General features: G+C 60.2%; 27 protein-coding genes and 1 riboswitch. Of the genes, 10 read left to right on the top strand and 17 right to left on the bottom strand.

The window, feature by feature from the left end:
• Positions 1 to 66: 66 nt before the first annotated feature.
• Positions 67 to 1,812 (bottom strand): DNA primase, encoded by a 1,746-nt coding sequence (dnaG, locus tag RRF55_RS02260; protein WP_004149864.1) that lies wholly within the window; start codon positions 1,810 to 1,812, stop codon positions 67 to 69.
• A 111-nt stretch (positions 1,813 to 1,923) separates the two neighbouring features.
• The gene (gene rpsU / locus RRF55_RS02255) at positions 1,924 to 2,139 is read right to left on the bottom strand and encodes a 30S ribosomal protein S21 (protein ID WP_001144069.1); all 216 of its coding nucleotides are present in this window, start codon (positions 2,137 to 2,139) and stop codon (positions 1,924 to 1,926) included.
• A gap of 237 nt (positions 2,140 to 2,376) precedes the next feature.
• Here rpsU and tsaD point away from each other — a divergent pair, with 237 nt between their 5' ends.
• On the top strand, positions 2,377 to 3,390 hold the full coding sequence (gene tsaD / locus RRF55_RS02250) for a tRNA (adenosine(37)-N6)-threonylcarbamoyltransferase complex transferase subunit TsaD (RefSeq protein WP_002916879.1): 1,014 nt from the start codon (positions 2,377 to 2,379) through the stop codon (positions 3,388 to 3,390).
• Positions 3,391 to 3,434: 44 nt separating this feature from the next.
• Here the strand turns inward: tsaD and RRF55_RS02245 are convergent, their stop codons facing one another.
• The 8 genes from RRF55_RS02245 to RRF55_RS02210 all read right to left on the bottom strand — a co-directional run bounded on the left by RRF55_RS02245 (position 3,435) and on the right by RRF55_RS02210 (position 10,146).
• Positions 3,435 to 5,042: a purine-cytosine permease family protein gene (locus RRF55_RS02245; RefSeq protein WP_040236147.1), complete on the bottom strand. Its 1,608-nt coding sequence runs from the start codon at positions 5,040 to 5,042 to the stop codon at positions 3,435 to 3,437.
• A gap of 153 nt (positions 5,043 to 5,195) precedes the next feature.
• Positions 5,196 to 5,813, bottom strand: coding sequence for an urease accessory protein UreG (gene ureG, locus RRF55_RS02240; RefSeq protein ID WP_002916877.1), 618 nt, complete (start codon positions 5,811 to 5,813; stop codon positions 5,196 to 5,198).
• Between the two features lie 8 nt (positions 5,814 to 5,821).
• Positions 5,822 to 6,496, bottom strand: coding sequence for an urease accessory protein UreF (locus tag RRF55_RS02235; RefSeq protein ID WP_004150924.1), 675 nt, complete (start codon positions 6,494 to 6,496; stop codon positions 5,822 to 5,824).
• A 1-nt stretch (position 6,497) separates the two neighbouring features.
• Entirely contained in the window at positions 6,498 to 6,974 is a 477-nt protein-coding gene (gene ureE / locus RRF55_RS02230) for an urease accessory protein UreE (protein WP_002916875.1), read from the bottom strand.
• Between the two features lie 9 nt (positions 6,975 to 6,983).
• Entirely contained in the window at positions 6,984 to 8,687 is a 1,704-nt protein-coding gene (gene ureC, locus RRF55_RS02225) for an urease subunit alpha (RefSeq protein WP_021314161.1), read from the bottom strand.
• Positions 8,680 to 9,000, bottom strand: a complete 321-nt coding sequence (locus RRF55_RS02220; protein WP_002916872.1) for an urease subunit beta — start codon at positions 8,998 to 9,000, stop codon at positions 8,680 to 8,682. The genes ureC and RRF55_RS02220 overlap by 8 nt, the downstream gene beginning before the upstream one ends.
• A 9-nt stretch (positions 9,001 to 9,009) precedes the next feature.
• Positions 9,010 to 9,312, bottom strand: coding sequence for an urease subunit gamma (locus RRF55_RS02215; protein WP_002916871.1), 303 nt, complete (start codon positions 9,310 to 9,312; stop codon positions 9,010 to 9,012).
• A gap of 9 nt (positions 9,313 to 9,321) precedes the next feature.
• On the bottom strand, positions 9,322 to 10,146 hold the full coding sequence (locus tag RRF55_RS02210) for an urease accessory protein UreD (RefSeq protein WP_439419084.1): 825 nt from the start codon (positions 10,144 to 10,146) through the stop codon (positions 9,322 to 9,324).
• On the opposite strand from RRF55_RS02210, the gene RRF55_RS02205 reads away from it, so the two are divergent.
• Positions 10,136 to 10,282: a short-chain dehydrogenase gene (locus RRF55_RS02205; protein ID WP_004144529.1), complete on the top strand. Its 147-nt coding sequence runs from the start codon at positions 10,136 to 10,138 to the stop codon at positions 10,280 to 10,282. The two genes, RRF55_RS02210 and RRF55_RS02205, sit on opposite strands and share 11 nt — an antisense overlap.
• A 10-nt stretch (positions 10,283 to 10,292) precedes the next feature.
• Here RRF55_RS02205 and RRF55_RS02200 read toward each other — a convergent pair whose 3' ends face one another.
• Both RRF55_RS02200 and plsY read right to left on the bottom strand, forming a co-directional pair.
• Positions 10,293 to 10,412, bottom strand: coding sequence for a hypothetical protein (locus RRF55_RS02200; RefSeq protein WP_020324810.1), 120 nt, complete (start codon positions 10,410 to 10,412; stop codon positions 10,293 to 10,295).
• Between the two features lie 131 nt (positions 10,413 to 10,543).
• Positions 10,544 to 11,161 carry a glycerol-3-phosphate 1-O-acyltransferase PlsY gene (gene plsY, locus RRF55_RS02195; RefSeq protein ID WP_004144530.1) on the bottom strand — a complete coding sequence of 206 codons (618 nt, stop codon included), beginning with the start codon at positions 11,159 to 11,161 and terminating at the stop codon, positions 10,544 to 10,546.
• Positions 11,162 to 11,268: 107 nt separating this feature from the next.
• Here plsY and folB point away from each other — a divergent pair, with 107 nt between their 5' ends.
• Both folB and bacA read left to right on the top strand, forming a co-directional pair.
• Positions 11,269 to 11,652 (top strand): bifunctional dihydroneopterin aldolase/7,8-dihydroneopterin epimerase, encoded by a 384-nt coding sequence (folB, locus tag RRF55_RS02190; RefSeq protein ID WP_004150923.1) that lies wholly within the window; start codon positions 11,269 to 11,271, stop codon positions 11,650 to 11,652.
• Positions 11,653 to 11,850: 198 nt separating this feature from the next.
• On the top strand, positions 11,851 to 12,672 hold the full coding sequence (bacA, locus tag RRF55_RS02185; protein ID WP_004144532.1) for an undecaprenyl-diphosphate phosphatase: 822 nt from the start codon (positions 11,851 to 11,853) through the stop codon (positions 12,670 to 12,672).
• A gap of 11 nt (positions 12,673 to 12,683) precedes the next feature.
• Here the strand turns inward: bacA and RRF55_RS02180 are convergent, their stop codons facing one another.
• Both RRF55_RS02180 and RRF55_RS02175 read right to left on the bottom strand, forming a co-directional pair.
• Positions 12,684 to 13,925 carry a multifunctional CCA addition/repair protein gene (locus tag RRF55_RS02180; RefSeq protein WP_002916864.1) on the bottom strand — a complete coding sequence of 414 codons (1,242 nt, stop codon included), beginning with the start codon at positions 13,923 to 13,925 and terminating at the stop codon, positions 12,684 to 12,686.
• A gap of 61 nt (positions 13,926 to 13,986) precedes the next feature.
• Complete coding sequence (locus RRF55_RS02175; protein WP_002916862.1) at positions 13,987 to 14,607, bottom strand: TIGR04211 family SH3 domain-containing protein; 621 nt, start codon at positions 14,605 to 14,607, stop codon at positions 13,987 to 13,989.
• 214 nt (positions 14,608 to 14,821) lie between these two features.
• Between RRF55_RS02175 and RRF55_RS02170 the strand changes: the two genes are divergently transcribed.
• The 3 genes from RRF55_RS02170 to hldE are packed head-to-tail and all read left to right on the top strand — an operon-like array spanning position 14,822 to position 20,470.
• On the top strand, positions 14,822 to 16,120 hold the full coding sequence (locus tag RRF55_RS02170) for a CYTH domain-containing protein (RefSeq protein WP_087830713.1): 1,299 nt from the start codon (positions 14,822 to 14,824) through the stop codon (positions 16,118 to 16,120).
• Positions 16,121 to 16,140: 20 nt separating this feature from the next.
• Positions 16,141 to 18,978 (top strand): bifunctional [glutamate--ammonia ligase]-adenylyl-L-tyrosine phosphorylase/[glutamate--ammonia-ligase] adenylyltransferase, encoded by a 2,838-nt coding sequence (glnE, locus tag RRF55_RS02165; protein ID WP_165452881.1) that lies wholly within the window; start codon positions 16,141 to 16,143, stop codon positions 18,976 to 18,978.
• A gap of 58 nt (positions 18,979 to 19,036) precedes the next feature.
• On the top strand, positions 19,037 to 20,470 hold the full coding sequence (gene hldE, locus RRF55_RS02160; protein ID WP_004174353.1) for a bifunctional D-glycero-beta-D-manno-heptose-7-phosphate kinase/D-glycero-beta-D-manno-heptose 1-phosphate adenylyltransferase HldE: 1,434 nt from the start codon (positions 19,037 to 19,039) through the stop codon (positions 20,468 to 20,470).
• A 77-nt stretch (positions 20,471 to 20,547) separates the two neighbouring features.
• On the opposite strand, the gene RRF55_RS02155 is transcribed toward hldE, so the two are convergent.
• Positions 20,548 to 20,697 (bottom strand): hypothetical protein, encoded by a 150-nt coding sequence (locus tag RRF55_RS02155; protein WP_004144536.1) that lies wholly within the window; start codon positions 20,695 to 20,697, stop codon positions 20,548 to 20,550.
• On the opposite strand from RRF55_RS02155, the gene glgS reads away from it, so the two are divergent.
• Complete coding sequence (glgS, locus tag RRF55_RS02150) at positions 20,689 to 20,886, top strand: cell surface composition regulator GlgS (protein WP_002916857.1); 198 nt, start codon at positions 20,689 to 20,691, stop codon at positions 20,884 to 20,886. The two genes, RRF55_RS02155 and glgS, sit on opposite strands and share 9 nt — an antisense overlap.
• A 35-nt stretch (positions 20,887 to 20,921) precedes the next feature.
• Here glgS and ubiK read toward each other — a convergent pair whose 3' ends face one another.
• Complete coding sequence (ubiK, locus tag RRF55_RS02145; protein ID WP_004174355.1) at positions 20,922 to 21,194, bottom strand: ubiquinone biosynthesis accessory factor UbiK; 273 nt, start codon at positions 21,192 to 21,194, stop codon at positions 20,922 to 20,924.
• Positions 21,195 to 21,314: 120 nt separating this feature from the next.
• A riboswitch (FMN riboswitch) is annotated at positions 21,315 to 21,466 on the top strand.
• Between the two features lie 105 nt (positions 21,467 to 21,571).
• Here ubiK and ribB point away from each other — a divergent pair.
• Positions 21,572 to 22,225 (top strand): 3,4-dihydroxy-2-butanone-4-phosphate synthase, encoded by a 654-nt coding sequence (gene ribB, locus RRF55_RS02140; protein ID WP_002916855.1) that lies wholly within the window; start codon positions 21,572 to 21,574, stop codon positions 22,223 to 22,225.
• Positions 22,226 to 22,286: 61 nt separating this feature from the next.
• Here ribB and zupT read toward each other — a convergent pair whose 3' ends face one another.
• Positions 22,287 to 23,057 (bottom strand): zinc transporter ZupT, encoded by a 771-nt coding sequence (gene zupT / locus RRF55_RS02135; RefSeq protein WP_064153291.1) that lies wholly within the window; start codon positions 23,055 to 23,057, stop codon positions 22,287 to 22,289.
• Between the two features lie 186 nt (positions 23,058 to 23,243).
• Between zupT and ygiD the strand changes: the two genes are divergently transcribed.
• A complete protein-coding gene (ygiD, locus tag RRF55_RS02130; protein ID WP_004174357.1) occupies positions 23,244 to 24,035 on the top strand; it encodes a 4,5-DOPA dioxygenase extradiol in 792 nt (263 codons plus the stop codon).
• Positions 24,036 to 24,045 lie beyond the last annotated feature (10 nt).

The following is a 24,045-nucleotide window of genomic DNA, read 5'->3' as shown; positions in this document are numbered from 1 at the left end:
TTTTCCTTCACGTTGTTCTGCGTTTTCTTACTGCTTTGATACAACGTGAAGGATATTGTCTGTCATTTATTTTTTCGCCAGCTCCTGGCTGATGGTCCAGAGCTCCCGGCGTTCTTCACTGCTTAAACCGTGTGTGCGATCGCGAGCTATCAACTCTTCCTGTCGCAGTTCCAGCAGTGAATCAAACATATGGTTGAGCGAGTCGGTGAAGGTTTGTTCAGCGATGTCTTTATCTGCTATATCGTCCCACATCGACAGTTTTTCAAGGGTTGCCGCCTCTTTTGTGCCGCGATATTGCTCTAAAAGTTGCCCGGTTGTCAGACCAGGCTGCGCCAGACAGCTCTTCACCAGTTCGCTGAACAGGCTCAGTCCCGGCATTTTGCGCGAGTCCAGTCCCTCCAGCGGCGGGACTAACGGCGCCAGATCCGGGTTTTGCACCAGCAGTCCTATCAGTATACGCATGGTCGTGCGTTTTAGCTGCGGTGCGGGACGCGGCGCGCCATTTTCCGCCTGTTTTGGCATTAATCGTTCAAGCTGCGCGTCATCTAAAATGCCCAGCTTATTGCCCAACTCCTGACGCAAATAGATGCGCAGCGTTTCGCCCGGGACCTGGGTTATCAGCGGCAGCGCCAGCGTGCTCAGCTGCGCGCGCCCGTCCGGAGTACTCAGATCGACCTGCGGCAGCAGGCTGTTAAACAAGAACGTGGAGAGCGGCTGAGCCTGCTCCATCCGCGCCTCGAACGCCGCTTTGCCCTCTTTACGCACCAGCGTATCCGGGTCTTCGCCGTCAGGCAGAAACATAAAGCGTAGCTGGCGACCATCGGTCATGTACGGCAGCGCCGTCTCCAGCGCGCGCCAGGCGGCATCGCGGCCGGCCCGGTCGCCGTCGTAGCAGCAGATGACGTTATTCGTCACCCGGAACAGCAGCTGGATATGGTCGGCCGTGGTCGAGGTACCCAGCGAGGCCACGGCATAATTAATGTCGTACTGCGCCAGCGCCACGACGTCCATATACCCTTCGACAACCAGCAAACGCGGTGGTTCGGGGTTATCCTGCTGCGCTTCATACAGGCCATACAGCTGGCGGCCTTTATGGAATATGTCGGTTTCCGGGGAGTTCAGATACTTCGGCAGGGCATCGCCCAGCACCCGTCCGCCAAACCCAATCACCCGGCCTCGCTTATCGCGGATGGGGAACATCACCCGTTCGCGGAAGCGGTCGTAACTGCGTCCCTGATCGTTGGTGACCAGCATGCCGGCATCAATAAGCGACTGGCGGTTTTCCTGATTGCCGCCAAACCGTTTTAAAACGTTATCCCAACCTGGGGGAGCATAGCCGATGGCAAAGCGCGTAATCACCTCGCTGCTTAACCCCCGTTTCGCCAGGTACTGGCGCGCAGGATCGGCGGCGGGCTGCATCAGAGACTGTTGATAAAACGCATTCAGACCATCCAGTAACTGGTAGAGGTTCTGCCGTTGATGGCGCTCTATCTGGCTGGGTCCGTTGCCTGCTTCATAAGGCACTTCGAGGTTGTGCATGGCGGCCAGCTCTTCGACCGTTTCCACGAACTCGAGCTTGTCGTAGTTCATCAGGAAGTCGATAGCATTGCCGTGCGCCCCGCAGCCGAAGCAGTGGTAAAACTGTTTTTCACCGTTGACGGTGAAAGAGGGGGTTTTTTCGTTATGGAACGGACAGCACGCGTGAAAATTTTTGCCCTGCTTTTTCAGCTTTACCCGCGCATCGATCAGATCGACGATGTCGGTTCTGGCAAGCAGATCGCTAATAAATACACGTGGAATTCGTCCAGCCATAAGCCCCGTTATTTCTGATGACTATAAACGAAAATAAGCCGCGCATTCCTTTCGGAAGCACGGCCTTACAACTACAACTCGGTCTGAATTGAGAGCGTCGCTCTCAACAGATTAGTACAGACGAGTACGGCGTGCGTTTTCGCGAGCCAGTTTCTTCGCGTGACGTTTCACTGCAGAAGCTTTAGCGCGCTTACGTTCGGTAGTCGGTTTTTCATAGAACTCACGACGACGAACTTCCGCCAGAACACCTGCTTTTTCGCAGGAACGCTTGAAGCGACGCAGAGCTACGTCGAACGGCTCGTTTTCACGTACTTTAATTACCGGCATGTGCCTCTCACCTTTGATTAATTCGGTTTGCCGCTGGCCGCAATGCCAGCTTATTTCAAAATGGTGCGGAATTTTACTGCAACTACTGCTGCTTTGTAAAGCACCGGCGCCTTTTTTGAAAGGGACTTTTATAAGGGTGAGGAGTATACACGAAGAGAGCACCAGGGGTGAGCAAAGTTTTACATCGCCGGTCATTGGACCTACACTGCGCGGTATTGAAGCGAGGTAAAACAACTCATGCGTGTACTGGGCATTGAAACATCCTGCGATGAAACCGGCATCGCGATTTATGACGACCAGCAAGGTCTGTTAGCCAACCAATTGTATAGTCAGGTGAAACTGCATGCGGATTACGGCGGCGTGGTGCCGGAGCTGGCATCGCGCGACCACGTGCGCAAAACGGTGCCGCTGATCCAGGCGGCGCTGAAAGAAGCCGGTCTGACGGCGAAAGATATCGACGCCGTCGCCTATACGGCGGGTCCAGGCCTGGTCGGCGCGCTGCTGGTCGGGGCGACCGTTGGCCGGTCGCTGGCCTTCGCCTGGAACGTGCCGGCGATCCCGGTACACCATATGGAAGGGCACCTGCTGGCGCCGATGCTGGAAGATAACCCGCCGGCGTTCCCGTTCGTCGCGCTGCTGGTTTCCGGCGGCCACACCCAGTTGATTAGCGTCACCGGTATTGGTCAGTATGAACTGCTGGGCGAGTCGATTGACGATGCGGCGGGCGAAGCCTTTGATAAGACGGCGAAGCTGCTGGGACTGGATTATCCCGGCGGGCCGATGCTGTCGAAAATGGCGTCCCAGGGCACCGAAGGCCGCTTTGTCTTCCCGCGGCCGATGACCGACCGTCCGGGGCTGGACTTCAGCTTCTCCGGCCTGAAGACCTTCGCCGCCAACACCATTCGCAGCAACGGCGACGATGAGCAAACCCGCGCCGACATCGCCCGGGCGTTTGAGGATGCGGTCGTCGATACACTAATGATTAAATGTCGCCGCGCGCTGGAGCAAACCGGCTTTAAGCGTCTGGTGATGGCGGGAGGCGTGAGCGCCAACCGTACCCTGCGGGCGAAGCTGGCGGAGATGATGCAAAAACGCGGCGGCGAGGTGTTCTACGCCCGCCCTGAGTTCTGTACTGACAACGGCGCGATGATCGCCTACGCCGGCATGGTGCGTCTGCAAACCGGCGCCAAAGCCGAGCTCGGCGTGACGGTTCGCCCGCGCTGGCCGCTGGCCGAGCTGCCTGCCGCCTAACGCATCCTGAAACAGGCCGACGTCACGTCGGCCTGCCTTCCTGACTACTCCATACTTTTACACAGCGAGCAGATGGCTCCCTGATGCTTGTGCGAGTGCATCACGTCCGGGCGCTCGTACTCTTCCTCACAGCTAACGCATTGATACACGGTGGTGGAGGCATTCCCCGCCGCGTCATAGCGCGGCTCGGCGATGCCGTCATCCACCTGCTTAATATAGTAGCGCCCGCGGGTAAGGAGCCCCATCAGCGGGGTCATGACAAAGGCAACGACCAGCGCAATCAGCGGCGAGAACGGCGCCAGCGTCGCCCCCAGCAGACCGAAGAAGGCGCAGATCGACAGCCCGGCGGCCAGACCAAAGGAGACCACGCCCACCGGGTTAACGTTGTAGATCATGCCGCGACGATACTCCGGCTGCGCCGGCGCCAGCTTGAGCAAGCCTTTATTAAAGGTGATGTCGGTCGCCACCACCACGACCCAGGCGATGGCGAAGTTGGAGTAAAAGCCGAGGATCCACGACAGGGCGCTGAACATATCGCCCTCCATCAGCGCCAGGGCAATCGCCAGGTTGACCACCACAAAAATAATCCGTCCCGGATAGCGTTTGGTGGTGCGGGTCCAGGCGCTGGTCCACGCCAGCGAGCCGGAGTAGGCATTGGTGACGTTAATTTTGATCTGCGAGATCACCACCAGCACCACCGCCAGCGTCAGGGCCAGCCAGCCGGGCACCAGGTTATCGAAGACGCTAACGAACTGCTGCACCGGTTCGGTATTGTGCACCGCCGGGAAACGGGTCAACAGATAGAAGCCGAGGAAGGCGCCAATGATCTGTTTGATCGCGCCTAACACCACCCAGCCCGGGCCGGCGGAAAAGACCGCCAGCCACCAGCTTTTACGGTTCTCCGCGGTCTTAGGCGGCATAAAGCGCAGGTAATCAATTTGCTCGCCAATCTGCATGATCAGCGACAGGCATACCCCGGCGCCGAGCATGATGGCGGTAATATCCACCGTCGACGCGCTGTTTTTACCGGCGAAATGCAGGAAGCCGTCCACCAGCTGCGGATCTTTGGCAATCAGCCACACCACCGGCACCACCATCAGCACCAGCCACAGCGGCGTGGTCCACACCTGCAGGCGGGTCAGAGCTTTCATGCCATAGACCACCAGCGGGAGCACCATCAGGGTGGCGATCAGATATCCCATCCACAGCGGGATCCCGAGGCCCACCAGCAGCCCCTGGGCCATGATCGAGCCTTCGAGGGCGAAGAAGATAAAGGTGAAGCCGGCAAAAATAATGCTGGTGATCACCGAGCCGAAATAGCCGAAGCCGGCGCTGCGGGTGATCAGGTCAAGGTCAATGTTGTAGCGCGCGGCGGTGATCGCCAGCGGAATGCCGGTGAGGAAGATCACCAGCGCCGCCACCAGGATCGAATAGATGGCGTTGCTGGTGCCCCAGGCCATACCGATGCTGGCGCCGATGGAAAAGTCGGCCAGATAGGCGATGCCGCCCAGCGCGGTGACCGCGACGACGCCCGGACCCCAGCGGCGAAAGCTCAGCGGGGCGTAACGTAAGGTGTAATCTTCTAAGGTTTCCCGGGAGCCGGAAGTCCGCGTTGTCGCGGGTAATTCAGGGTTAAGATCCAGTGATGACATAGTCATTCCTTAATGGTTAGGCATGACTTGAATTAGCAAACCTTATGCCATATTGCAGGGCAGGCGTGGCGCGGAGGTGGAGGCAGGATGATATAAAGAGAGAGCAGAGGCTGCACCATCCGGACGCGCTTGCGCCCGGCTGGTGCAACAGGCCTATTTGCCAAGCATGCCTTTGTCTTCGAGGAAGGCGATAATGGTGCTCAGGCCGTCGCCCTGCTTCAGATTGGTGAAGGTCCATGGGCGATCGCCGCGCATACGCTGGGTATCGCTCGCCATCACCTCCAGCGATGCGCCCACATAGGGGGCAAGGTCGGTTTTATTGATCACCAGAAAATCGGATTTGGTGATCCCTGGCCCGCCTTTGCGCGGGATCTTCTCCCCTTCGGCCACATCGATGACGTAGATGGTCAGATCCGCCAGCTCTGGGCTGAAGGTGGCGCTCAGGTTATCGCCGCCGCTTTCCACGAAGATAAGGTCGAGGTTACCGAACTTTTCACTCAGCGCTTCCACGGCGGCGAGGTTCATTGAGGCATCTTCGCGGATCGCCGTATGCGGGCAGCCGCCGGTTTCCACACCGACGATGCGTTCAGGCGCCAGCGCGCCCGCTTCGGTGAGGATGCGCTGATCTTCTTTGGTATAGATGTCGTTAGTGACCACCGCCAGCTGCCAGGTATCGCGCATCGCTTTACACAGTGCTTCCAGCAGAGCGGTTTTACCGGAGCCGACCGGGCCGCCGACGCCGACGCGCAGCGGGTGTTTATAAGAGTTCATGGCTTCTCCTAGGAACGGAATAATCGAGAGTATTGGGTTTCATGCCGGGCAGAGGCGATGGCGGCGAGCGGGGTGGCCGATCCGATATCGCCGTCCGGCGCGGCCAGCGCGCGGGGCATCTCGGCCGCGTAGTGGTCACAAAGACGTAAAATCAGCTGCTGGGCGGCCTGCTGGCCGAAGGGGACCAGCTTGACGCCGGCCATCACGGCGCTCTCAATCCAGCTATAGCCCAGGCTGAGGGCCATCTCGGGCAGGGCGATACGCCAGCGCACGCCGAGCCAGGCCATCCCGGCGAGCTGGCTTTGCTGGCACAGGGAGCGCCACGGCGGCGGACAGTCCGGCTGCCAGTCGCTCAGCAGACGGGCAAACGCCGCGCCGCGGTTGCGCTCTTCCTCCCGCAGTTCACGAGTTTCCCGGCAGGCCAGCAGATAGGCGGTCCAGCGCTGGGCCGCAGCGATATCGCCTTGTTCGCAGGCGCGGTACAGGCGGGCGAACAGCGGCAGGTCAACGGTAAAAAAGCCTTCCGTCATCTGGCGTCGCTGCCAGCGCTCGAAGGCCGCGACGTCCAGCACCCAGCCGGCTTCCACAGCCCACTCCAGCCCCTGGGACCAGCTGTAACCCCCTACCGGCAGGTTGCTGCTGGCCAGCTGCATCAGCCGCAGGCGTTGTTCCGCTGTCGACATGCTAGTGGCTGTGAGCGTGGTGGTCATGATGAGCATGATGATGACCGTGGCTCTCGCTGGCGTAAGCGCCGGCTTCCGGCTCGAACGGCAGCTGGCCAAAGGTCACCGTCAGGCCGAACTGGCGCAGCATATCGTCCAGCACGTGATCGTGATGGTAGCGCAGCTCGCCCGGCATGATCTGCAGCGGCACGTGACGGTTGCCGAGGTGGTAGCAGGCCTTCGCCAGCATAAACGGATCGTCGCAGCGCACTACCGACACCCCTTCATCAGCGGCAATCACCTGCACAAACTCGGTGCCTTCTTCGTTGCTGAGCACATCGCCGCCGCGCAGCAGCAGGCCGCGGGGCAGCAGCAGGCCGGCTTCCCGGCCATCGTTGAGGGTGACCTTAACCCGGCTTTTGACGCGAACATCAATCGGCAGCGTAACGCTGGCGGTCGCGGCGGCGGGGATCTCCAGACGTTGAGTTAAATAAAGCATCCGCTCTCCTTAAAACAGAAAATATCGTTGCGCCATCGGCAGAACGTCTGCCGGCTCGCTGGTGATAAGTTCGCCATCCACCCGCACCTCATAGGTCTGGGCGTCGACGGTGATGTTAGGCTGCAGGCTGTTGTGCACCATGTCGGCTTTCTGCACCGTACGGCAGCCTTTCACCACGGCGATCGCGCTGCGCAGGTTCAGCCGCCCGGCAACGCCATTGGCTGCCGCCGCCTGCGACAGGAAGGTGAGGCGGCAGTGATGGCGGGCGCTGCCCAGCGCGCCAAACATCGGGCGGTAGTGCACCGGCTGCGGGGTCGGAATAGAGGCATTGATATCGCCCATCGGCGCGATGGCGATCATGCCGCCTTTGATCACGGTGGCCGGTTTCACGCCGAAGAAGGCTGGTGACCAGACCACGAGGTCAGCCAGCTTACCCACCTCAATGGATCCGACTTCGTGTGCGATGCCGTGGGTCAGCGCCGGGTTGATGGTGTATTTGGCGATGTAGCGCTTCACGCGGAAGTTGTCGTTATCCCCGGTCTCCTCCGCCAGCGCTCCGCGCTGCACCTTCATGCGATGCGCCACCTGCCAGGTGCGGAGAATCACTTCCCCGACGCGGCCCATGGCCTGCGAATCGGAGGAGGTGAGCGAGAAGGCGCCGAGATCGTGCAGCACGTCTTCCGCAGCGATGGTTTCCCGGCGAATGCGCGACTCGGCAAAGGCCACGTCCTCAGCGATGTCCGGGTCCAGATGGTGGCAGACCATCAGCATATCGAGATGTTCATCGATGGTGTTGAGGGTGTAGGGCAGCGTTGGGTTGGTGGACGACGGCAAAATGTTCGGGTGGGCGCAGGCGGTGATGATGTCCGGCGCATGGCCGCCGCCGGCCCCTTCGGTATGGAAGGTGTGGATGGTGCGCCCGCCGATGGCGGCGAGGGTGTCTTCCACAAATCCGGATTCATTGAGGGTGTCGCTGTGCAGGGCAACCTGGATGTCCATTTCATCGGCGACGGTTAACGCACAGTCGATCGCCGCCGGGGTGGCGCCCCAGTCCTCATGGATCTTCAGGCCAATAACGCCCGCCGCCACCTGCTCGCGAAGGGCATCCGGCTGAGAAACGTTGCCCTTGCCCAGCAGGCCGATATTGACCGGCAGGCTGTCGGCCGCCTGCAGCATGCGTGAGATATACCACGGGCCCGGGGTGCAGGTGGTGGCATGGGTGCCCGCGGCCGGGCCGGTGCCGCCGCCGACCATGGTGGTCACGCCGGAGACCAGCGCCTCTTCCGCCTGCTGCGGACAGATCCAGTGAATATGGGTATCGATCCCGCCGGCGGTGACAATTTTTCCTTCGGCGGCAATCACTTCCGTCGCGGCGCCGATGGGGATGGTGACGTTGGGCTGGATGTCGGGGTTACCGGCTTTGCCGATGGCGAAGATCCGGCCGTCCTTCACGCCGATATCGGCCTTAACGATCCCCCAGTGATCGACGATCAACGCGTTGGTGAGCACCAGGTCGACACAGTCGGCGGCCAGCATCTGCCCCTGGCCCATGCCGTCGCGGATCACTTTGCCGCCGCCGAATTTGACCTCTTCCCCGTAGGTGGTCAAATCGTCCTCCACCTCGATCCACAGCTCGGTATCCGCCAGGCGCACCTTGTCGCCGACGGTGGGGCCGAACATATCGGCATAGGCCTGGCGTGAAATATTACTCATCGTTTACCTCCAGAGGGCCCATGACCTCGCCGCGGAAGCCGAAGACGGCGCGGTGACCGGCGAAGGCCACCAGCTCGACCTCGCGTTTCTGGCCGGGTTCAAAGCGTACCGCCGTGCCCGCCGGGATATTCAGGCGATAGCCGGCGGCCTGCTGACGGTCGAACTTCAGCGCCGGGTTAACCTCGGCGAAATGGTAGTGCGAACCGACCTGAATCGGCCGATCGCCGTGGTTCTCAACGACCACGCGACAGGTTGCCCGGCCGGTATTCAGGGCTATCTGACCGGGCTTAACGTGATATTCACCGGGGATCATGGCGCTACCTCAGATAATCGGGTTGTGAACGGTGACCAGCTTCGAGCCGTCCGGGAAGGTGGCTTCGACCTGGATATCCGGGATCATTTCCGGGACGCCCTCCATCACCTGCTCGCGGGTCAGGACGTGACGGCCTTCCTCCATCAGCGAGGCCACGCTTTTGCCGTCCCGAGCGCCTTCCATAATAAAGGCGCTGATGAGGGCCACGGACTCCGGATAGTTGAGCTTCAGGCCGCGGGCCAGGCGACGCTCCGCCACCAGCGCGGCGGTAAACAGCAACAGCTTGTCTTTTTCTCGGGGGGTCAGTTCCATAACGTTCTCTTAAGTCAGCCAGATTCGGGGAAGTACGGGAGATTTGCCGGTGAGGTGAGGGCGCAGAAACTGCCATACGTCGCGCATCACCCGCTGGCAAATCAGATTATCGTCACTGAGGAAACGCACCGTCAGCAGGCGGTCGGTCAGGCTGGCGCCGGCGTAGAGACCGAGCGGCGCCAGCGCGTCGCGCACCCCGTCGAGCAGGGCATCGGTAGCCGGATAGCACAGCAAAGTGCCGACCCAGGGACGTTCGGCGACGCTGGAGAGCTCTCCCTCCTGCAGCTGCAGGCGCTCGACCAGCAGCGGCTCATCGTCCACCCATACCTCCAGCCGGTTGCTGAGGGTGCCGTGGCTGAAGGTTTCGCCAATCACCGGGCGGCCAAGGCAGAGCAGATCCCAGGCCAGCAGCCTGCTGGAGGCGCAAAGATGAAAGGTAGTGAACAGCCGGGCATTCGCCCCGGGAAAGAAGATGGCATCCTGCGGGAGCCACTCCAGGGTCGCCTGCGGGGCAAGGGTCAACTGCTGGCGAACTAGCGCTTGCGCGCCGCTGCTGCGGTAAAACTTGCTGGCGCCAGGCATGGTTATCAGCGTATGGCAGCCGGGGGCAAGGTGCGCGCTAATTGTCAGCTCATCACCGCCGACGATGCCGCCGGGCGGGTGAAGCAGATAGAGGTGACAGGTCTCTTCTTCCGGGTAAAACGGGAGCTGGACGGTCAGCGGGCCGACGTGTTGGGCGCTGGCGAGAACGGTCTTGCCGCCGGCCTGCTGAAAGCGGAGATCCAGCGTGGCCTGCCAGCCTTTTTTGAGTGGTGGTAACACGGTGCCGTGCAATGTTGCGCCCCTGCAAAATCAAGATAAAACAGCAGCAATGAGTATTGATCGGCGGGAGTTTATCCCGGTCATACGAAACGCTTATGTCATCCGTAACCCGGAGCGTCGCGACGGGCGCGAGGGGAAAGCGGCATAACCGCTCCGGATTATTCACCCGGATAATCTTTGCCGTCAATATCCTGATCCGCAGCCTGGGCGCGGCGGAAAAGGCGGCGGATCGGGTTGCGCCGCGCCGCCAGCCGCCAGCGCAACTTTTGCCTTTCCATGCTGCTAACGTATTGTTACAAAAGGAGGATGTGGCGATGATCGCCTTTGATGGCGAGGAAGCGTAAAAGGGCGGGTGAAAGGCGCGATTAGCGCAGGAGAGTTCCCCGGCTGGCGGAGCCGGGAGGGGAGATTACTTCTGCTCTGGTGTTTTTTTCTTCTTCACGCGGGTCCAGATTTTGCTCTCCTGGCGACGCCACAGACGCTGAATGTTGTCGTGATGGCGCAGGAGGATCAGGCAGGAGAGCATCGACACCGGAAAGGTATACTGCGGTTTGAACCACCAGACGTAGAACGGGGCGATCAGCGCGCTGACGATAGCGCCCAGGGAAGAGTAGCCGCTGAGCAGGATGGTCAGCAGCCAGGTCCCGGCCATCACCCCGGTGAGATCGAGCCCGATGGGGGCGATAGCGCCGAAGGCCGTGGCGACGCCTTTACCGCCGCGGAAATGAAAGAAGACTGGCCAGATATGGCCCACGCAGGCGGCAATCGCCACTAACCCCAGCCAGAACGGCGTAAGGCCCAGCGCCCAGGCGCCCCACACCGGGAGCATGCCCTTCAGCACATCAAAAATAAGTACCGCTACGGCCGCCCCTTTTCCGCCAATTCGTAGTACGTTAGTGGCCCCGGGGTTGCCTGAGCCGCTGTCGCGTGGGTCGGGCAGGCCAGCAAGGCGACATACCAGAATGGCGCTGGAAATGGAGCCGCAGAGGTAGGCGAGGAGTACCAGTCCAGGCGCGATTGCACTCATAACGCTGTTCCGTTTTGAAAATGTCGTTGTATTCTCTGCATCTGTGGATAATACGCATAATTCGCCGGAAGTGGTATCCGGTTTAGCTAAAAAGCAGGCAGGGCGTGATGGATATTGTATTTATAGAGCAACTTTCGGTAATCACCACCATTGGTGTTTATGACTGGGAACAAACCATTGAGCAGAAGCTGGTGTTCGATATCGAAATTGCATGGGATAACCGCAAGGCGGCCGCCAGCGATGATGTCAGCGATTGCCTCAGCTATGCTGATATCAGCGAGCGCGTGATCGCGCATGTGGAGGGGGGGAAATTTGCGTTAGTGGAGCGGGTGGCGGAAGAGGTGGCCGACCTGCTGCTGGAAACATTCCAGTCGCCATGGGTGCGCATAAAAGTCAGCAAACCTGGCGCCGTGGCTCGCGCGGCAAACGTCGGGGTGATTATTGAACGTGGCCTTAATCTGAAACAAAACTTTTCAGGTCATACTTGTTAAACAAATTGCGTTTATACCGGTCATAGCATCCGGTCATCAGGCAATTTTACTGGCGATGTCCTTCCAGAACGGTGGACGAATCCGTGTGTACTTCCTGTACGCTGCGGATTACGCGCGCTCTGGCAGCCGGGTTGTGCCTGTTGAACGATACCGTGTTCCTGGTTTTTTTCATTTTACTTTTTTAAAGGGTTTAATTGGATGAGCGATATACACTCGCTGCTGGTGGCGGCAATATTGGGTGTGGTTGAGGGTTTGACAGAGTTTTTACCTGTTTCCAGTACCGGTCATATGATTATTGTTGGTCACCTGCTGGGGTTTGAAGGTGATACCGCAAATACCTTTGAAGTGGTGATTCAGTTAGGTTCGATACTCGCCGTGGTGGTGATGTTCTGGCGTCGCCTGTTCGGCCTGATCGGCATCCATTTCGGGAAACCGCCGGCGCATGAAGGCCAGGGCAGCGGCCGTTTGTCGCTTATCCATATCCTTCTCGGCATGATCCCCGCGGTGGTGATGGGGCTGATTTTCCATGACACCATTAAATCCTTGTTTAACCCGGTGAACGTGATGTACGCCCTGATTGTCGGCGGCGTATTGCTGATTGCAGCGGAAGTGCTGAAGCCGAAACAGCCGCGCGCGGTCGGGATTGACGATATGACCTACCGTCAGGCGTTCGTCATCGGCTGCTTTCAGTGCCTGGCGCTGTGGCCAGGTTTCTCCCGCTCGGGGGCGACTATCTCCGGCGGCATGCTGATGGGCGTCAGCCGCTATGCGGCCTCGGAGTTCTCTTTCCTGCTGGCGGTACCGATGATGATGGGCGCCACCGTGCTGGACGTCTACAAGAGCATCGGCTTCCTGAACATGGGCGACGTCCCGATGTTCGCCGTCGGCTTCGTGATGGCGTTTATCGTGGCGCTGATTGCGATTAAAACCTTCCTGCAGCTGATCAAACGGATCTCGTTCATTCCGTTCGCTATCTACCGCTTTATCGTCGCGGCAGCGGTGTACGTGGTCTTCTTCTAAGGCCTGCGCCCTCAGCCTTGCGGCTGGGGGCAACGCTGTTCCTTCCACTGCGCTACCGCCGCAATTCTCCGCCGCGTCAGCTCCTCGCGAATTTCCGCCCCTTTAAAGCCCGCCGCCACGACCTCTTTAGTGGAGACCGACTGCGCCACTTCCCAGGCCTCCAGCAGCAGGCGCCCCTGCGGGTAATCGCTGGCCTCGAAACCGGTGCGTCCGCGGACGTCGGCTTCGCTGGTGAGCGCGATCTGCTGCACGCGCTGCGGTTTGCGCCACGCGTCAATGCTGTCGAAGAGTTTGACGAGGGTTTTCGGCTGCAGAATTGGCAGGGTGTGGATTAGGTCATGGTACTCCGCCACCAGTTTCGCGAGATCGCGGATATCGTTCGGCACCCGCAGACGCGCGCAGAGCTGCTCCACCAGCTTGACTCCCGCCGGACCATGGCCGTGGTGACGCGGCCAGAGCGCCTTCGGCGTCAGCCCTTTGCCGAGGTCATGGCACAGGGTGGCGAAACGTACGTCGACATCCGGCGACAGCATCGCGGCCATCGTGACGGTCATCAGGGTGTGCAGGCCGGTGTCGATTTCCGGATGCCATTTCGCCGGGGCCGGCACGCCGTACAGGGCGTCAATCTCCGGGAACAGCACCTTGAGGGCCTGACAGTCGCGCAGCGTCTGGAAAAATACCTGCGGGTTGCGAGTAGTTAATGCGCTTTCCGTCTCCTTCCACACCCGCTCCGGCGTTAAATGCGCCAGCTCGCCGGCCTCAACCATCGCGGCCATCAGGGCCTGGGTCTCTTCGGCAATGCGAAAACCGAGGTGGGCGTAGCGGGCGGCAAAGCGCGCGACGCGCAGCACGCGCAGCGGATCTTCACTAAACGCGGGAGAGACATGGCGCAGCAGGCGCTGACGGAGATCGTTCTGTCCGCCGTAGGGGTCGATAATTGCGCCGTCGGCATCCTGGGCGAGAGCGTTGACCGTCAGGTCGCGGCGCAGCAGATCGGCTTCGAGGGTGACGTCCGGGGCGGCATAGCAGGTAAAACCGGTATAGCCCGCGCCGGATTTGCGCTCGGTGCGGGCCAGGGCATACTCTTCCCGGCTTTGCGGATGGAGGAACACGGGAAAATCGCGGCCTACCTGTTGATAGCCCGCGTCTAGCATCTGTTGCGGGGTGGCGCCCACCACCACCCAGTCTCGGTCTTTGACCGGCAGCCCTAACAGCGCGTCACGCACCGCGCCACCGACCAGATAACTCTTCACGCCTGATTCTCCCGTATCCGTTTTTCGCAAGATGATACGTAAGTCTGGCAGAGAAGACGAATTAGTTCATCCACCGGTCTTTACGTTTGCGGCTTGGCACCAGATGCGGCAGCACCAGACCGAGCAGCAGACCGACGCCCAGCACACCGCCGCCGTACATAAACCACTGCATGATAATGGTGCGCTGTTTATCATCAAGCTGCAGATTTGCCGCATTCACCTTCTTCTGCGCGACAACCAGCTCGTTTTTCAACTTTTGGTTCTCGTCCTTCAGCGCGTTAATCACGCTGTCGCTGCCGGCGACTTTCTTCTGCATATCCGCCGTGCGCTGGTTCCAGGTGGCATCGATGTTATTCAGCTTATCGGTCAGCGTTTTGACCTGGTTTTCCAGATCCGGGACGCGGGTGCGCAGGCTGGGTTCGTTGCTCAGCTCTTTCAGCGGGATCCAGGCGGTACGGCCGTTGCTGTCGCGAATTTGCGCGTAACTGGTGCTGTCGTTCGTTTGCAGTACCGACACTTCTTCCCCGGCGTTGATGGTGCCGACCAGACGATAATTATCGCCCGGGCCGCTGCGAACCCAGGTGTTCAGCTCATCGGAAACGTAGCGCTTTTCTTCTGCGTGAACCGCCGTGGCGGCGCTAAGCGCGAGCAAAGTAAAAGTAATCAGGCGTAATTTTGGCATCAGGTCATCGTTTGGTCATAAAAAGTGGAACGATAGTAGAGGCATCGCCAGAGCGACGCAAAGTTTTCCGCCACAATCGGAATCATCCAGGAGGTGGCCCGGCAAAAAGCGCGTTGCATGGCGATTCACCGCAAAATACTATCTACTGACAAAAAATATTGTCGTAAGTTCGCCGCAATTTGTCGGCGCAGCACAGAAGCGGAAGAATTCAGTCATGGCTCAAGAAATCGAACTCAAGTTTATCGTCGCTCAGGATGGGGTAGAGACGCTGCGCGAGCAGCTCAATGCGCTCGAGGCGAAACATACGCCCGCGGGCCAGTTGCTGAACATTTATTACGAAACCGCCGATAACTGGCTGCGTCGTCACGATATGGGGCTGCGCATCCGCGGCGATCAGGGGCGTTATGAGATGACGCTGAAAATCGCCGGTCGGGTGGTCGGCGGCCTGCACCAGCGCCCGGAATATAATATTCCACTGGATAAACCGGAGCTGGCGCTTGAGCGCCTGCCGGCGGAGGTCTGGCCGCAAGGGGAACTTCCGGCCGCGCTGGCGGAGCATGTCCAGCCGCTGTTCAGCACCGATTTTGCCCGTGAACGCTGGGTGATCCAGGAAGGAAAGAGTGAGATTGAGATTGCCCTCGATCGTGGCGAAGTGAAGGCGGGCGAACATCAGGAGCCGATCTGCGAACTGGAGCTGGAGCTGCTCGCCGGGGAGACCGCCGATCTGCTGCGCCTCGCGCATCGTTTGCTGGAGAGCGGCGTCCTGCGTCAGGGGAGCCTGAGCAAAGCCGCGCGCGGGTATCATCTGGCGCAAGGTAACAATGAGCGTCCGGTGACCCGGCTGGCGGTGCTGCCGGTGGCAGCGAAGGCCTGCGTGGAGCAGGGGCTGGAGGCGGCGCTGGAGAGCGCCCTGGCGCATTGGCTGTATCACGACGAGATCTGGCTGCGCGGCAACGCAAAAGCCAAAGCGGAAATTCTGCTGGCGATAGCCCGCGTGCGCCATGCCCTCGTGCTGTTCGGCGGCATCGTGCCGCGTAAGGCGACCACCCACCTCCGCGCGTTGCTGAACGACGCCGACGCCGTTCTGCTGGCTGCGGACACCGCCGACGAAGCGTTATTCCGCACCGAGGTCGTTGGCGCCAAACTGGCCCTGACCGAATGGCTGGTCCAGCGCGGGTGGCGTCCGTTCCTCAACGAGGCGGGAGAGAAAAAAATAGCCGGATCGTTCAAACGGTTTGCCGATATTCACCTCTCGCGGGTGGCGGCCGAGCTGCGCAGCGCCGTGCAGCATCTGGCGGTAGAAGATGCCGCTGACCAGTTGCCGAAGCTGTCCCGCGACATCGACAGCGTCCAGCTGCTGGCGGGCGCCTATGGCGACGCCGTCGCGCCCTGGCTGGAGAACTGGCAGGAACTTCAGCGTGCGATAGAGCATGACGACCGCAGCGTGTTTGAATATTTCCGTCGCCAGGCGCTGGCTGCCGAGCCGTTCTGGCTGCATAGTGGAAAACGATAATTACAGGCCAGGGAGCCCTTATGATGCCGCTTTCTCCGCAGTTACAGCAGCACTGGCAGACGGTCGCTGACCGTCTGCCAACGGATTTTCCCGTTGCCGAACTGAGCCCACAGGCCAGGTCGGTGATGGCGTTCAGCGATTTTGTCGAACAGGGTGTGATCGCTCAGCCGGGCTGGCTGAATGAGCTTGCGGACTCCGCGCCGGCGGCGGAAGAGTGGCGGCATTACGAAGCCTGGCTGCAGGAGCGCCTGCAGGCCGTCACTGACGAAGCGGGGTTGATGCGAGAGCTGCGTCTCTTCCGCCGCCAGATGATGGTCCGCATCGCCTGGGCGCAGGCCTTGTCGCTGGTGCGCGAAGAAGAGACGCTGCAGCAGCTGAGCGTCCTGGCGGAGACCCTGATTGTCGCCGCCCGCGACTGGCTGTACGCCGCCTGCTGTAAAGAGTGGGGAACGCCATGCAACGCCGAGGGTCAGCCGCAGCCGCTGCTGATCCTCGGGATGGGAAAGCTGGGCGGCGGCGAGCTGAACTTCTCTTCCGATATCGATCTGATCTTTGCCTGGCCGGAGCATGGCGCCACCCGCGGCGGCCGCCGCGAGCTGGATAACGCCCAGTTCTTTACCCGCCTGGGGCAGCGGCTTATCAAGGCGCTGGATCAGCCGACGCAGGACGGCTTTGTTTATCGGGTGGATATGCGCCTGCGGCCCTTTGGCGACAGCGGACCGCTGGTACTCAGCTTTGCGGCGCTGGAGGATTATTACCAGGAGCAGGGGCGGGACTGGGAACGCTACGCGATGGTGAAAGCGCGGATCATGGGCGATAACGACGGCGCCTACGCCAGCGAACTGCGCGCGATGCTTCGCCCCTTCGTCTTCCGCCGCTATATCGACTTCAGCGTGATCCAGTCGCTGCGTAACATGAAAGGCATGATCGCCCGTGAAGTGCGGCGTCGCGGGCTGAAAGACAACATCAAGCTCGGCGCCGGCGGCATTCGTGAAATTGAATTTATCGTTCAAGTCTTTCAGCTGATCCGCGGCGGTCGCGAACCTGCGCTGCAGCAGCGCGCGCTATTGCCGACACTGGCGGCGATTGATGAGCTGCATCTGCTGCCGGAAGGCGACGCGACGCTGCTGCGCGCGGCCTATCTGTTCCTGCGCCGGCTGGAAAACCTGCTGCAAAGTATCAACGATGAACAGACCCAGACCCTGCCACAGGATGAACTGAACCGCGCCAGACTGGCGTGGGGGATGCATACCGATGACTGGGAGACGCTGAGCGCGCAGCTGGCGAACCATATGGCCAACGTACGGCGGGTGTTTAATGAACTGATCGGCGATGACGAGGCTCAGTCGCCAGATGAGCAGCTGGCCGAGTACTGGCGCGAGCTGTGGCAGGATGCGCTGGAAGAAGATGACGCCAGTCCGGCGCTGGCGCATTTAAACGACGCCGACCGCCGCAGCGTGCTGGCGCTGATTGCCGATTTCCGCAAAGAGCTGGATCGGCGCACCATCGGCCCGCGCGGCCGCCAGGTGCTGGATCAGCTGATGCCGCATCTGCTGAGCGAAATCTGCTCGCGCGCCGATGCGCCGCTGCCTCTGGCGCGGATCACGCCGCTGTTGACCGGGATCGTCACCCGCACCACCTATCTTGAACTGCTGAGCGAATTCCCCGGCGCGCTGAAACACCTGATTACGCTCTGCGCGGCATCGCCGATGGTCGCCAGCCAGCTGGCGCGCCACCCGCTGCTGCTGGATGAGCTGCTGGATCCCAACACCCTCTATCAGCCGACGGCGACCGATGCCTATCGCGACGAGCTGCGTCAGTATCTGCTGCGGGTGCCGGAAGAGGATGAAGAGCAGCAGCTGGAGGCGTTGCGCCAGTTCAAGCAGGCGCAGCAGCTGCATATCGCGGCGGCGGATATCGCCGGCACCCTGCCGGTGATGAAGGTCAGCGATCATTTAACCTGGCTTGCCGAAGCGATCCTCGACGCGGTGGTGCAGCAGGCATGGGGGCAGATGGTGGCTCGCTACGGCCTGCCGACCCACCTGCACGATCGCCAGGGGCGCGGCTTCGCCGTCGTCGGCTACGGCAAGCTCGGCGGTTGGGAGCTGGGCTACAGCTCCGATCTCGACCTGGTGTTCCTCCATGACTGCCCGGCGGAGGTGATGACCGACGGCGAGCGGGAGATTGACGGCCGTCAGTTCTACCTGCGGCTGGCCCAGCGGATCATGCATCTGTTCAGCACCCGCACCTCGTCCGGTATTCTCTACGAAGTGGACGCCCGGCTGCGCCCTTCCGGCGCGGCGGGGATGCTGGTTACCACCGCTGACGCGTTTGCCGACTATCAGCAGAACGAGGCCTGGACGTGGGAGCATCAGGCGCTGGTGCGCGCCCGCGTGGTCTATGGCGACCCGGCGTTGCAGGCGCGCTTTGACGCCATTCGTCGCGATATCCTGACCACCCCGCGGGAGGGTGCAACCCTGCAGACCGAGGTTCGCGAGATGCGCGAGAAGATGCGCGCCCACCTCGGCAACAAGCATCCCAATCGTTTTGATATCAAAGCCGATGCCGGCGGGATCACGGATATTGAATTTATTACCCAGTATCTGGTCCTACGCTATGCCAGCGACAAGCCGAAGCTGACCCGCTGGTCTGATAATGTGCGTATTCTCGAGCTGCTGGCGCAGAACGACATCATGGACGAGGAGGAAGCGCGCGCCTTAACGCACGCGTACACCACCTTGCGTGACGCGCTCCATCACCTGGCCCTGCAGGAGCTGCCGGGACACGCGGCGCCAGAGGCCTTCAGCCGGGAGCGCGAGCAGGTCAGCGCCAGCTGGCAGAAATGGCTGATGGCTTAACTATAAAATCGGGTGTGCTATTATCGCGCGCAAAGTTTGCGTCTCGCAGGAGAGAGTCATGAAAGTAACGCTGCCGGAGTTTGAACGTGCAGGAGTGTTGGTGGTGGGTGATGTGATGCTGGACCGCTACTGGTACGGCCCCACCAGTCGTATTTCCCCGGAAGCCCCGGTGCCGGTGGTGAAGGTGGAAAATATCGAAGAACGTCCTGGCGGCGCGGCAAACGTAGCGATGAACATCGCCTCGCTGGGGGCAACCTCGCGCCTGGTGGGATTGACCGGGATTGATGACGCCGCCCGCGCGCTGAGCCAGGCGCTGGCCAACGTCAATGTGAAGTGCGACTTCGTCTCCGTCCCGACTCACCCGACTATCACCAAGCTGCGGGTGCTGTCGCGCAATCAACAGCTGATCCGCCTCGACTTTGAAGAGGGCTTCTCCGGCGTCGATCCGCAGCCGATGCACGAGCGCATTCAGCAGGCGCTGGGCTCTATTGGCGCGCTGGTCCTTTCGGACTATGCCAAAGGGGCGCTGACCAGCGTCCAGACCATGATCCGACTCGCACGTGAAGCGGGCGTGCCGGTGCTGATCGATCCGAAAGGCACCGATTTCGAACGCTATCGCGGCGCGACGTTGCTCACCCCGAACCTCTCTGAGTTTGAAGCGGTGGTGGGCAAGTGCCAGGATGAAGCGCAGATCGTTGAGCGCGGCATGAAGCTCATCGCCGAATTCGAACTGTCGGCGCTGCTGGTGACGCGCTCTGAGCAGGGGATGACGCTGCTGCAGCCGGGGCGTCCGCCGCTGCATATGCCGACCCAGGCCCAGGAAGTGTACGACGTGACCGGCGCCGGCGACACGGTGATTGGCGTGCTGGCGGCGACCCTGGCGTCCGGCAACACCCTGGAAGAGGCCTGCTATTTCGCTAACGCCGCGGCGGGCGTGGTGGTCGGTAAGCTGGGTACATCCACCGTTTCCCCTGTCGAGCTGGAAAACGCGGTCCGCGGCCGGGCTGAGACCGGCTTTGGCGTGATGAGCGAAGAGGAGCTCAAACAGGCGGTTGCGGCGGCGCGCAAGCGCGGCGAGAAAGTGGTGATGACCAACGGCGTCTTCGACATTCTGCATGCCGGTCATGTCTCCTATCTGGCGAATGCGCGCAAGCTGGGCGACCGTCTGATCGTGGCGGTCAACAGCGATGCCTCCACCAAACGTCTGAAAGGCGAAACCCGCCCGGTGAACCCGCTGGAACAGCGGATGATCGTGCTGGGGGCGCTGGAAGCCGTCGACTGGGTGGTCTCCTTCGAAGAAGATACTCCGCAGCGCCTGATCGCTGGCATCCTGCCGGATCTGCTGGTCAAAGGCGGCGACTACAAACCGGAGCAGATCGCCGGCAGCGAAGAGGTCTGGGCGAACGGTGGCGAAGTGTTGGTGCTCAACTTTGAAGATGGCTGCTCGACTACCAATATTATTAAGAAAATACAAAAAGATAGCGAAAAATAACTTTTTCGATATTCACCCGCCTGTGTGGTGAAACATCACGGCCTGCGATAGACGTATCGCGGGCCGTTTTTATTTAATCATGTGGAAAATGATTTAGCGCAATAAATAATCATGTTAAGCGCATTTTTCGTACAAATCGCGTTAAGGTAAGCGTAAATACTGAAGTGAGTAAAAGGCATATGACTGATCAGAACATCCACCGCTGAAGGAGTATGCGCATGAACCATAACGATATGTATTCAATGAAGAATTTTGATTTTTTGGCGCGGAGTTTCGCCAGAATGCACGCCCAGGGCCAGCCAGTTGATCTTCAGGCCATTGTCGGCAATATGGATGAAGAACATCGTGAATGGTTTTGCCAGCGCTATGAACTGTACTGTCGCCAGGTGAGTAGTCAGGCGGAAGCCGCCCATTAAGCCAAACGCAAAACGGGCCCCCAGGGGCCCGTTTTTTACTGCTGCTCTTCGCTGCCCGGCGTCGTCGCCGGGCGGTTTTCGAGGTCATTCAGGCGCTGCTCCAGCAGCGCCAGTTTTTCCCGGGTCCGCAGCAGCACCTGAGTCTGCACGTCAAACTCTTCGCGGCTAACCAGATCCAGACGGGTCAGCTGCGACTGCAGCGCCTGGCGGATTTTCTTCTCAACATCCTCACCCAGATCGCGAAGTCCTTTTGGCATCGACTCATGGACCTGGCGGGCGATTTGTTCAATTTTTTTCGGGTCAATCATGGTGGTTTCCTGCTCGGGTCGGATGATTGATCATTGTAGTGCGAACCAGGCCGCCTATAAACCAGAAATGTTTGAAGCTTATGCATTGCCGAGGATAGTCAATAGCGTTATAGTTATCTCGCTTATTCTCAGGGCGGGGCGAAATTCCCCACCGGCGGTAAATCAACCATGGCGTTGAAAGCCCGCGAGCGCTTCCCGTGACTACGGGAAGGTCAGCAGATCCGGTGTAATTCCGGGGCCGACGGTTAAAGTCCGGATGGGAGAGAGTAACGGCACAGTCGGGCCCAGGCCCGCTCGCGTTGACTTTTGCCGCTAAACCGGCGCTCCTAAGACTGCCCTGATTCTGGTAACCATAATTTTAATGAGGTTTTTTTACCATGAATCAGACGCTCCTTTCTTCTTTTGGTACCGCTTTTGAACGTGTGGAACACGCTTTGAACGCCCTGCGCGAAGGCCGCGGCGTGATGGTGCTTGATGATGAAGACCGTGAAAACGAAGGCGATATGATCTTCGCCGCTGAAACCATGACCGTTGAGCAGATGGCACTGACCATTCGTCACGGCAGCGGCATTGTGTGCCTGTGCCTGACCGAAGAACGCCGCAAACAGCTGGATCTGCCGATGATGGTAGAGAACAACACCAGCGCCTACGGCACCGGCTTCACCGTGACCATCGAAGCGGCCGAAGGTGTGACCACCGGCGTCTCCGCTGCCGACCGCGTGACCACCGTCCGCGCGGCCATCGCCGACGGCGCGAAACCTTCCGATCTTAACCGTCCAGGTCACGTCTTCCCGCTGCGTGCGCAGCCGGGCGGCGTACTGACCCGCGGCGGTCACACCGAAGCCACTATCGACCTCGTGACCCTGGCTGGCTTTAAACCGGCAGGCGTGCTGTGCGAGCTGACGAATGACGATGGCACCATGGCCCGCGCGCCGGAGTGCATCAAGTTCGCTCAGCAGCACAATATGGCGGTAGTCACGATTGAAGATCTGGTGGCCTATCGTCGCGAACATGAGCGTAAAGCCAGCTAAATAGCGGTTCGCTACGCCCGAGCACAGCCCACTTGTTAGTGGGCTGTGTTGTTTCTGCGCTTTAACCGATGCCCATCGTCTGGAGTACCACCAGGCTCAGCCCCATGACCGACATCCCGCACAGGACGCCGTAGCTTGGATTGCTTTGCGGATCGATCTCTTTCGCCAGCGGCATCAGTTCATCGACCGACAGCGCCACCATAATCCCGGCGACGGCAGCCATGATCGCGCCCATCACCAGCGGCGAGACCAGGCTCCCCAGAATCAACCACGCCAGCACGCCGCCCAAAATTTCCGCCATGCCGGAAAGCCCGGCCCAGAGCACCGCTTTGCTGCGCGAGCCGGTGGCGGCATACACCGGTCCGGCAACCGCCAGTCCTTCCGGAATATTGTGCAGGGCGACGGCAAGGGCGACGCCCATGCCAAGCTCGAGGTTGTTGCTGGCCGTGACATAGGTGGCGATCCCTTCCGGAAAGTTATGCAGGCTGATCCCCAGTGTCAAAAGAATAGCGGTGCGGCGTAAGTTGCGCGGGCGCGGCATGGCGGGAGTCATCAGATCCTGCGGGTGGGCGTGCGGCAGCAGGCGGTCAAGGCCAAAGTAGCCCAGCAGGCCGACAACAAACACTCCGTAGCCGAGCAGCGGCGACATGCCCTCGGCGGCCAGCGCGGCAGGCAGCATTTCCATCAACGAAATCAATAGCATAATCCCGGCGGCAAAGCCGAGGGAGAAGCCAAGCAGGCGGTTAGAGGGTTTCTGGCCAATCACGCCGAATATGGCGCCAATGAAGGTTGCGCTACCGGCTAACAGCGTCAATATTAAGGGTGATGACATCGCTTCTCTCCCTGTGAAAATAATTACATACGAGTATATTGCCTGAGGATGCGCGTACGGGACACGTCCCTTTACCGCGAATTACATTCAAATTTTCTGACGATCATCATCATGGTTATCTGAGTTTATCCTGGCGCAAAAGCGCGTAATGTGAGCACATCACATTGACACCCTAAGGATATCATCATGTCCCGTACCCGAATGCCCGCGTTGTTTCTCGGCCATGGCAGCCCAATGAACGTGCTGGAAGACAACCGTTATACCCGCGCCTGGGCTCAACTGGGCGAAACCCTGCCGCGTCCGAAAGCGATCGTGGTGGTCTCTGCGCACTGGTTTACGCGCGGTACGGGCGTAACGGCGATGGAGGCGCCGAAGACCATTCATGACTTCGGCGGTTTTCCGCAGGCGCTGTATGACACGCATTATCCGGCGCCGGGCTCTCCGGCGCTGGCGCAACGGCTGGTGGAGCTGCTCTCGCCGGTGCCGGTCACCCTCGATACAGAAGCCTGGGGATTTGACCATGGCTCGTGGGGCGTGCTGATTAAAATGTATCCGCAGGCGGATATCCCGATGGTTCAGTTGAGCATCGACAGCACCAAACCGCCGGCCTGGCATCTCGAAATGGGGCGGAAACTGGCCTCGCTGCGTGATGAAGGCATTATGCTGGTGGCCAGCGGCAACGTGGTGCATAACCTGCGCACCGCCCGCTGGCATGGCGAGAACACGCCGTACCCTTGGGCAGAGTCCTTCAATAACTACGTGAAAGCGAATCTGCAATGGCAGGGGCTGGACGAGCAACACCCGCTGGTTAACTACCTGGCACACGAAGGGGGCTCGCTCTCCAATCCGACGGCGGAGCATTTCCTGCCGCTGCTGTATGTCCTGGGGACGTGGGATGGCGTTGAGGCGATGACGATCCCGGTCGATGGTATCGAGATGGGCTCGCTGAGCATGCTGTCGGTGTTGGTTGGCGCCTGATGATAGCGCG

The organism is Klebsiella sp. K47, assembly GCF_051858335.1.
GTDB lineage: Bacteria > Pseudomonadota > Gammaproteobacteria > Enterobacterales > Enterobacteriaceae > Klebsiella > Klebsiella pneumoniae.
Note: the sequence above shows the minus strand (reverse complement) of the source record. Positions and strands in the feature narration are given on the sequence as shown.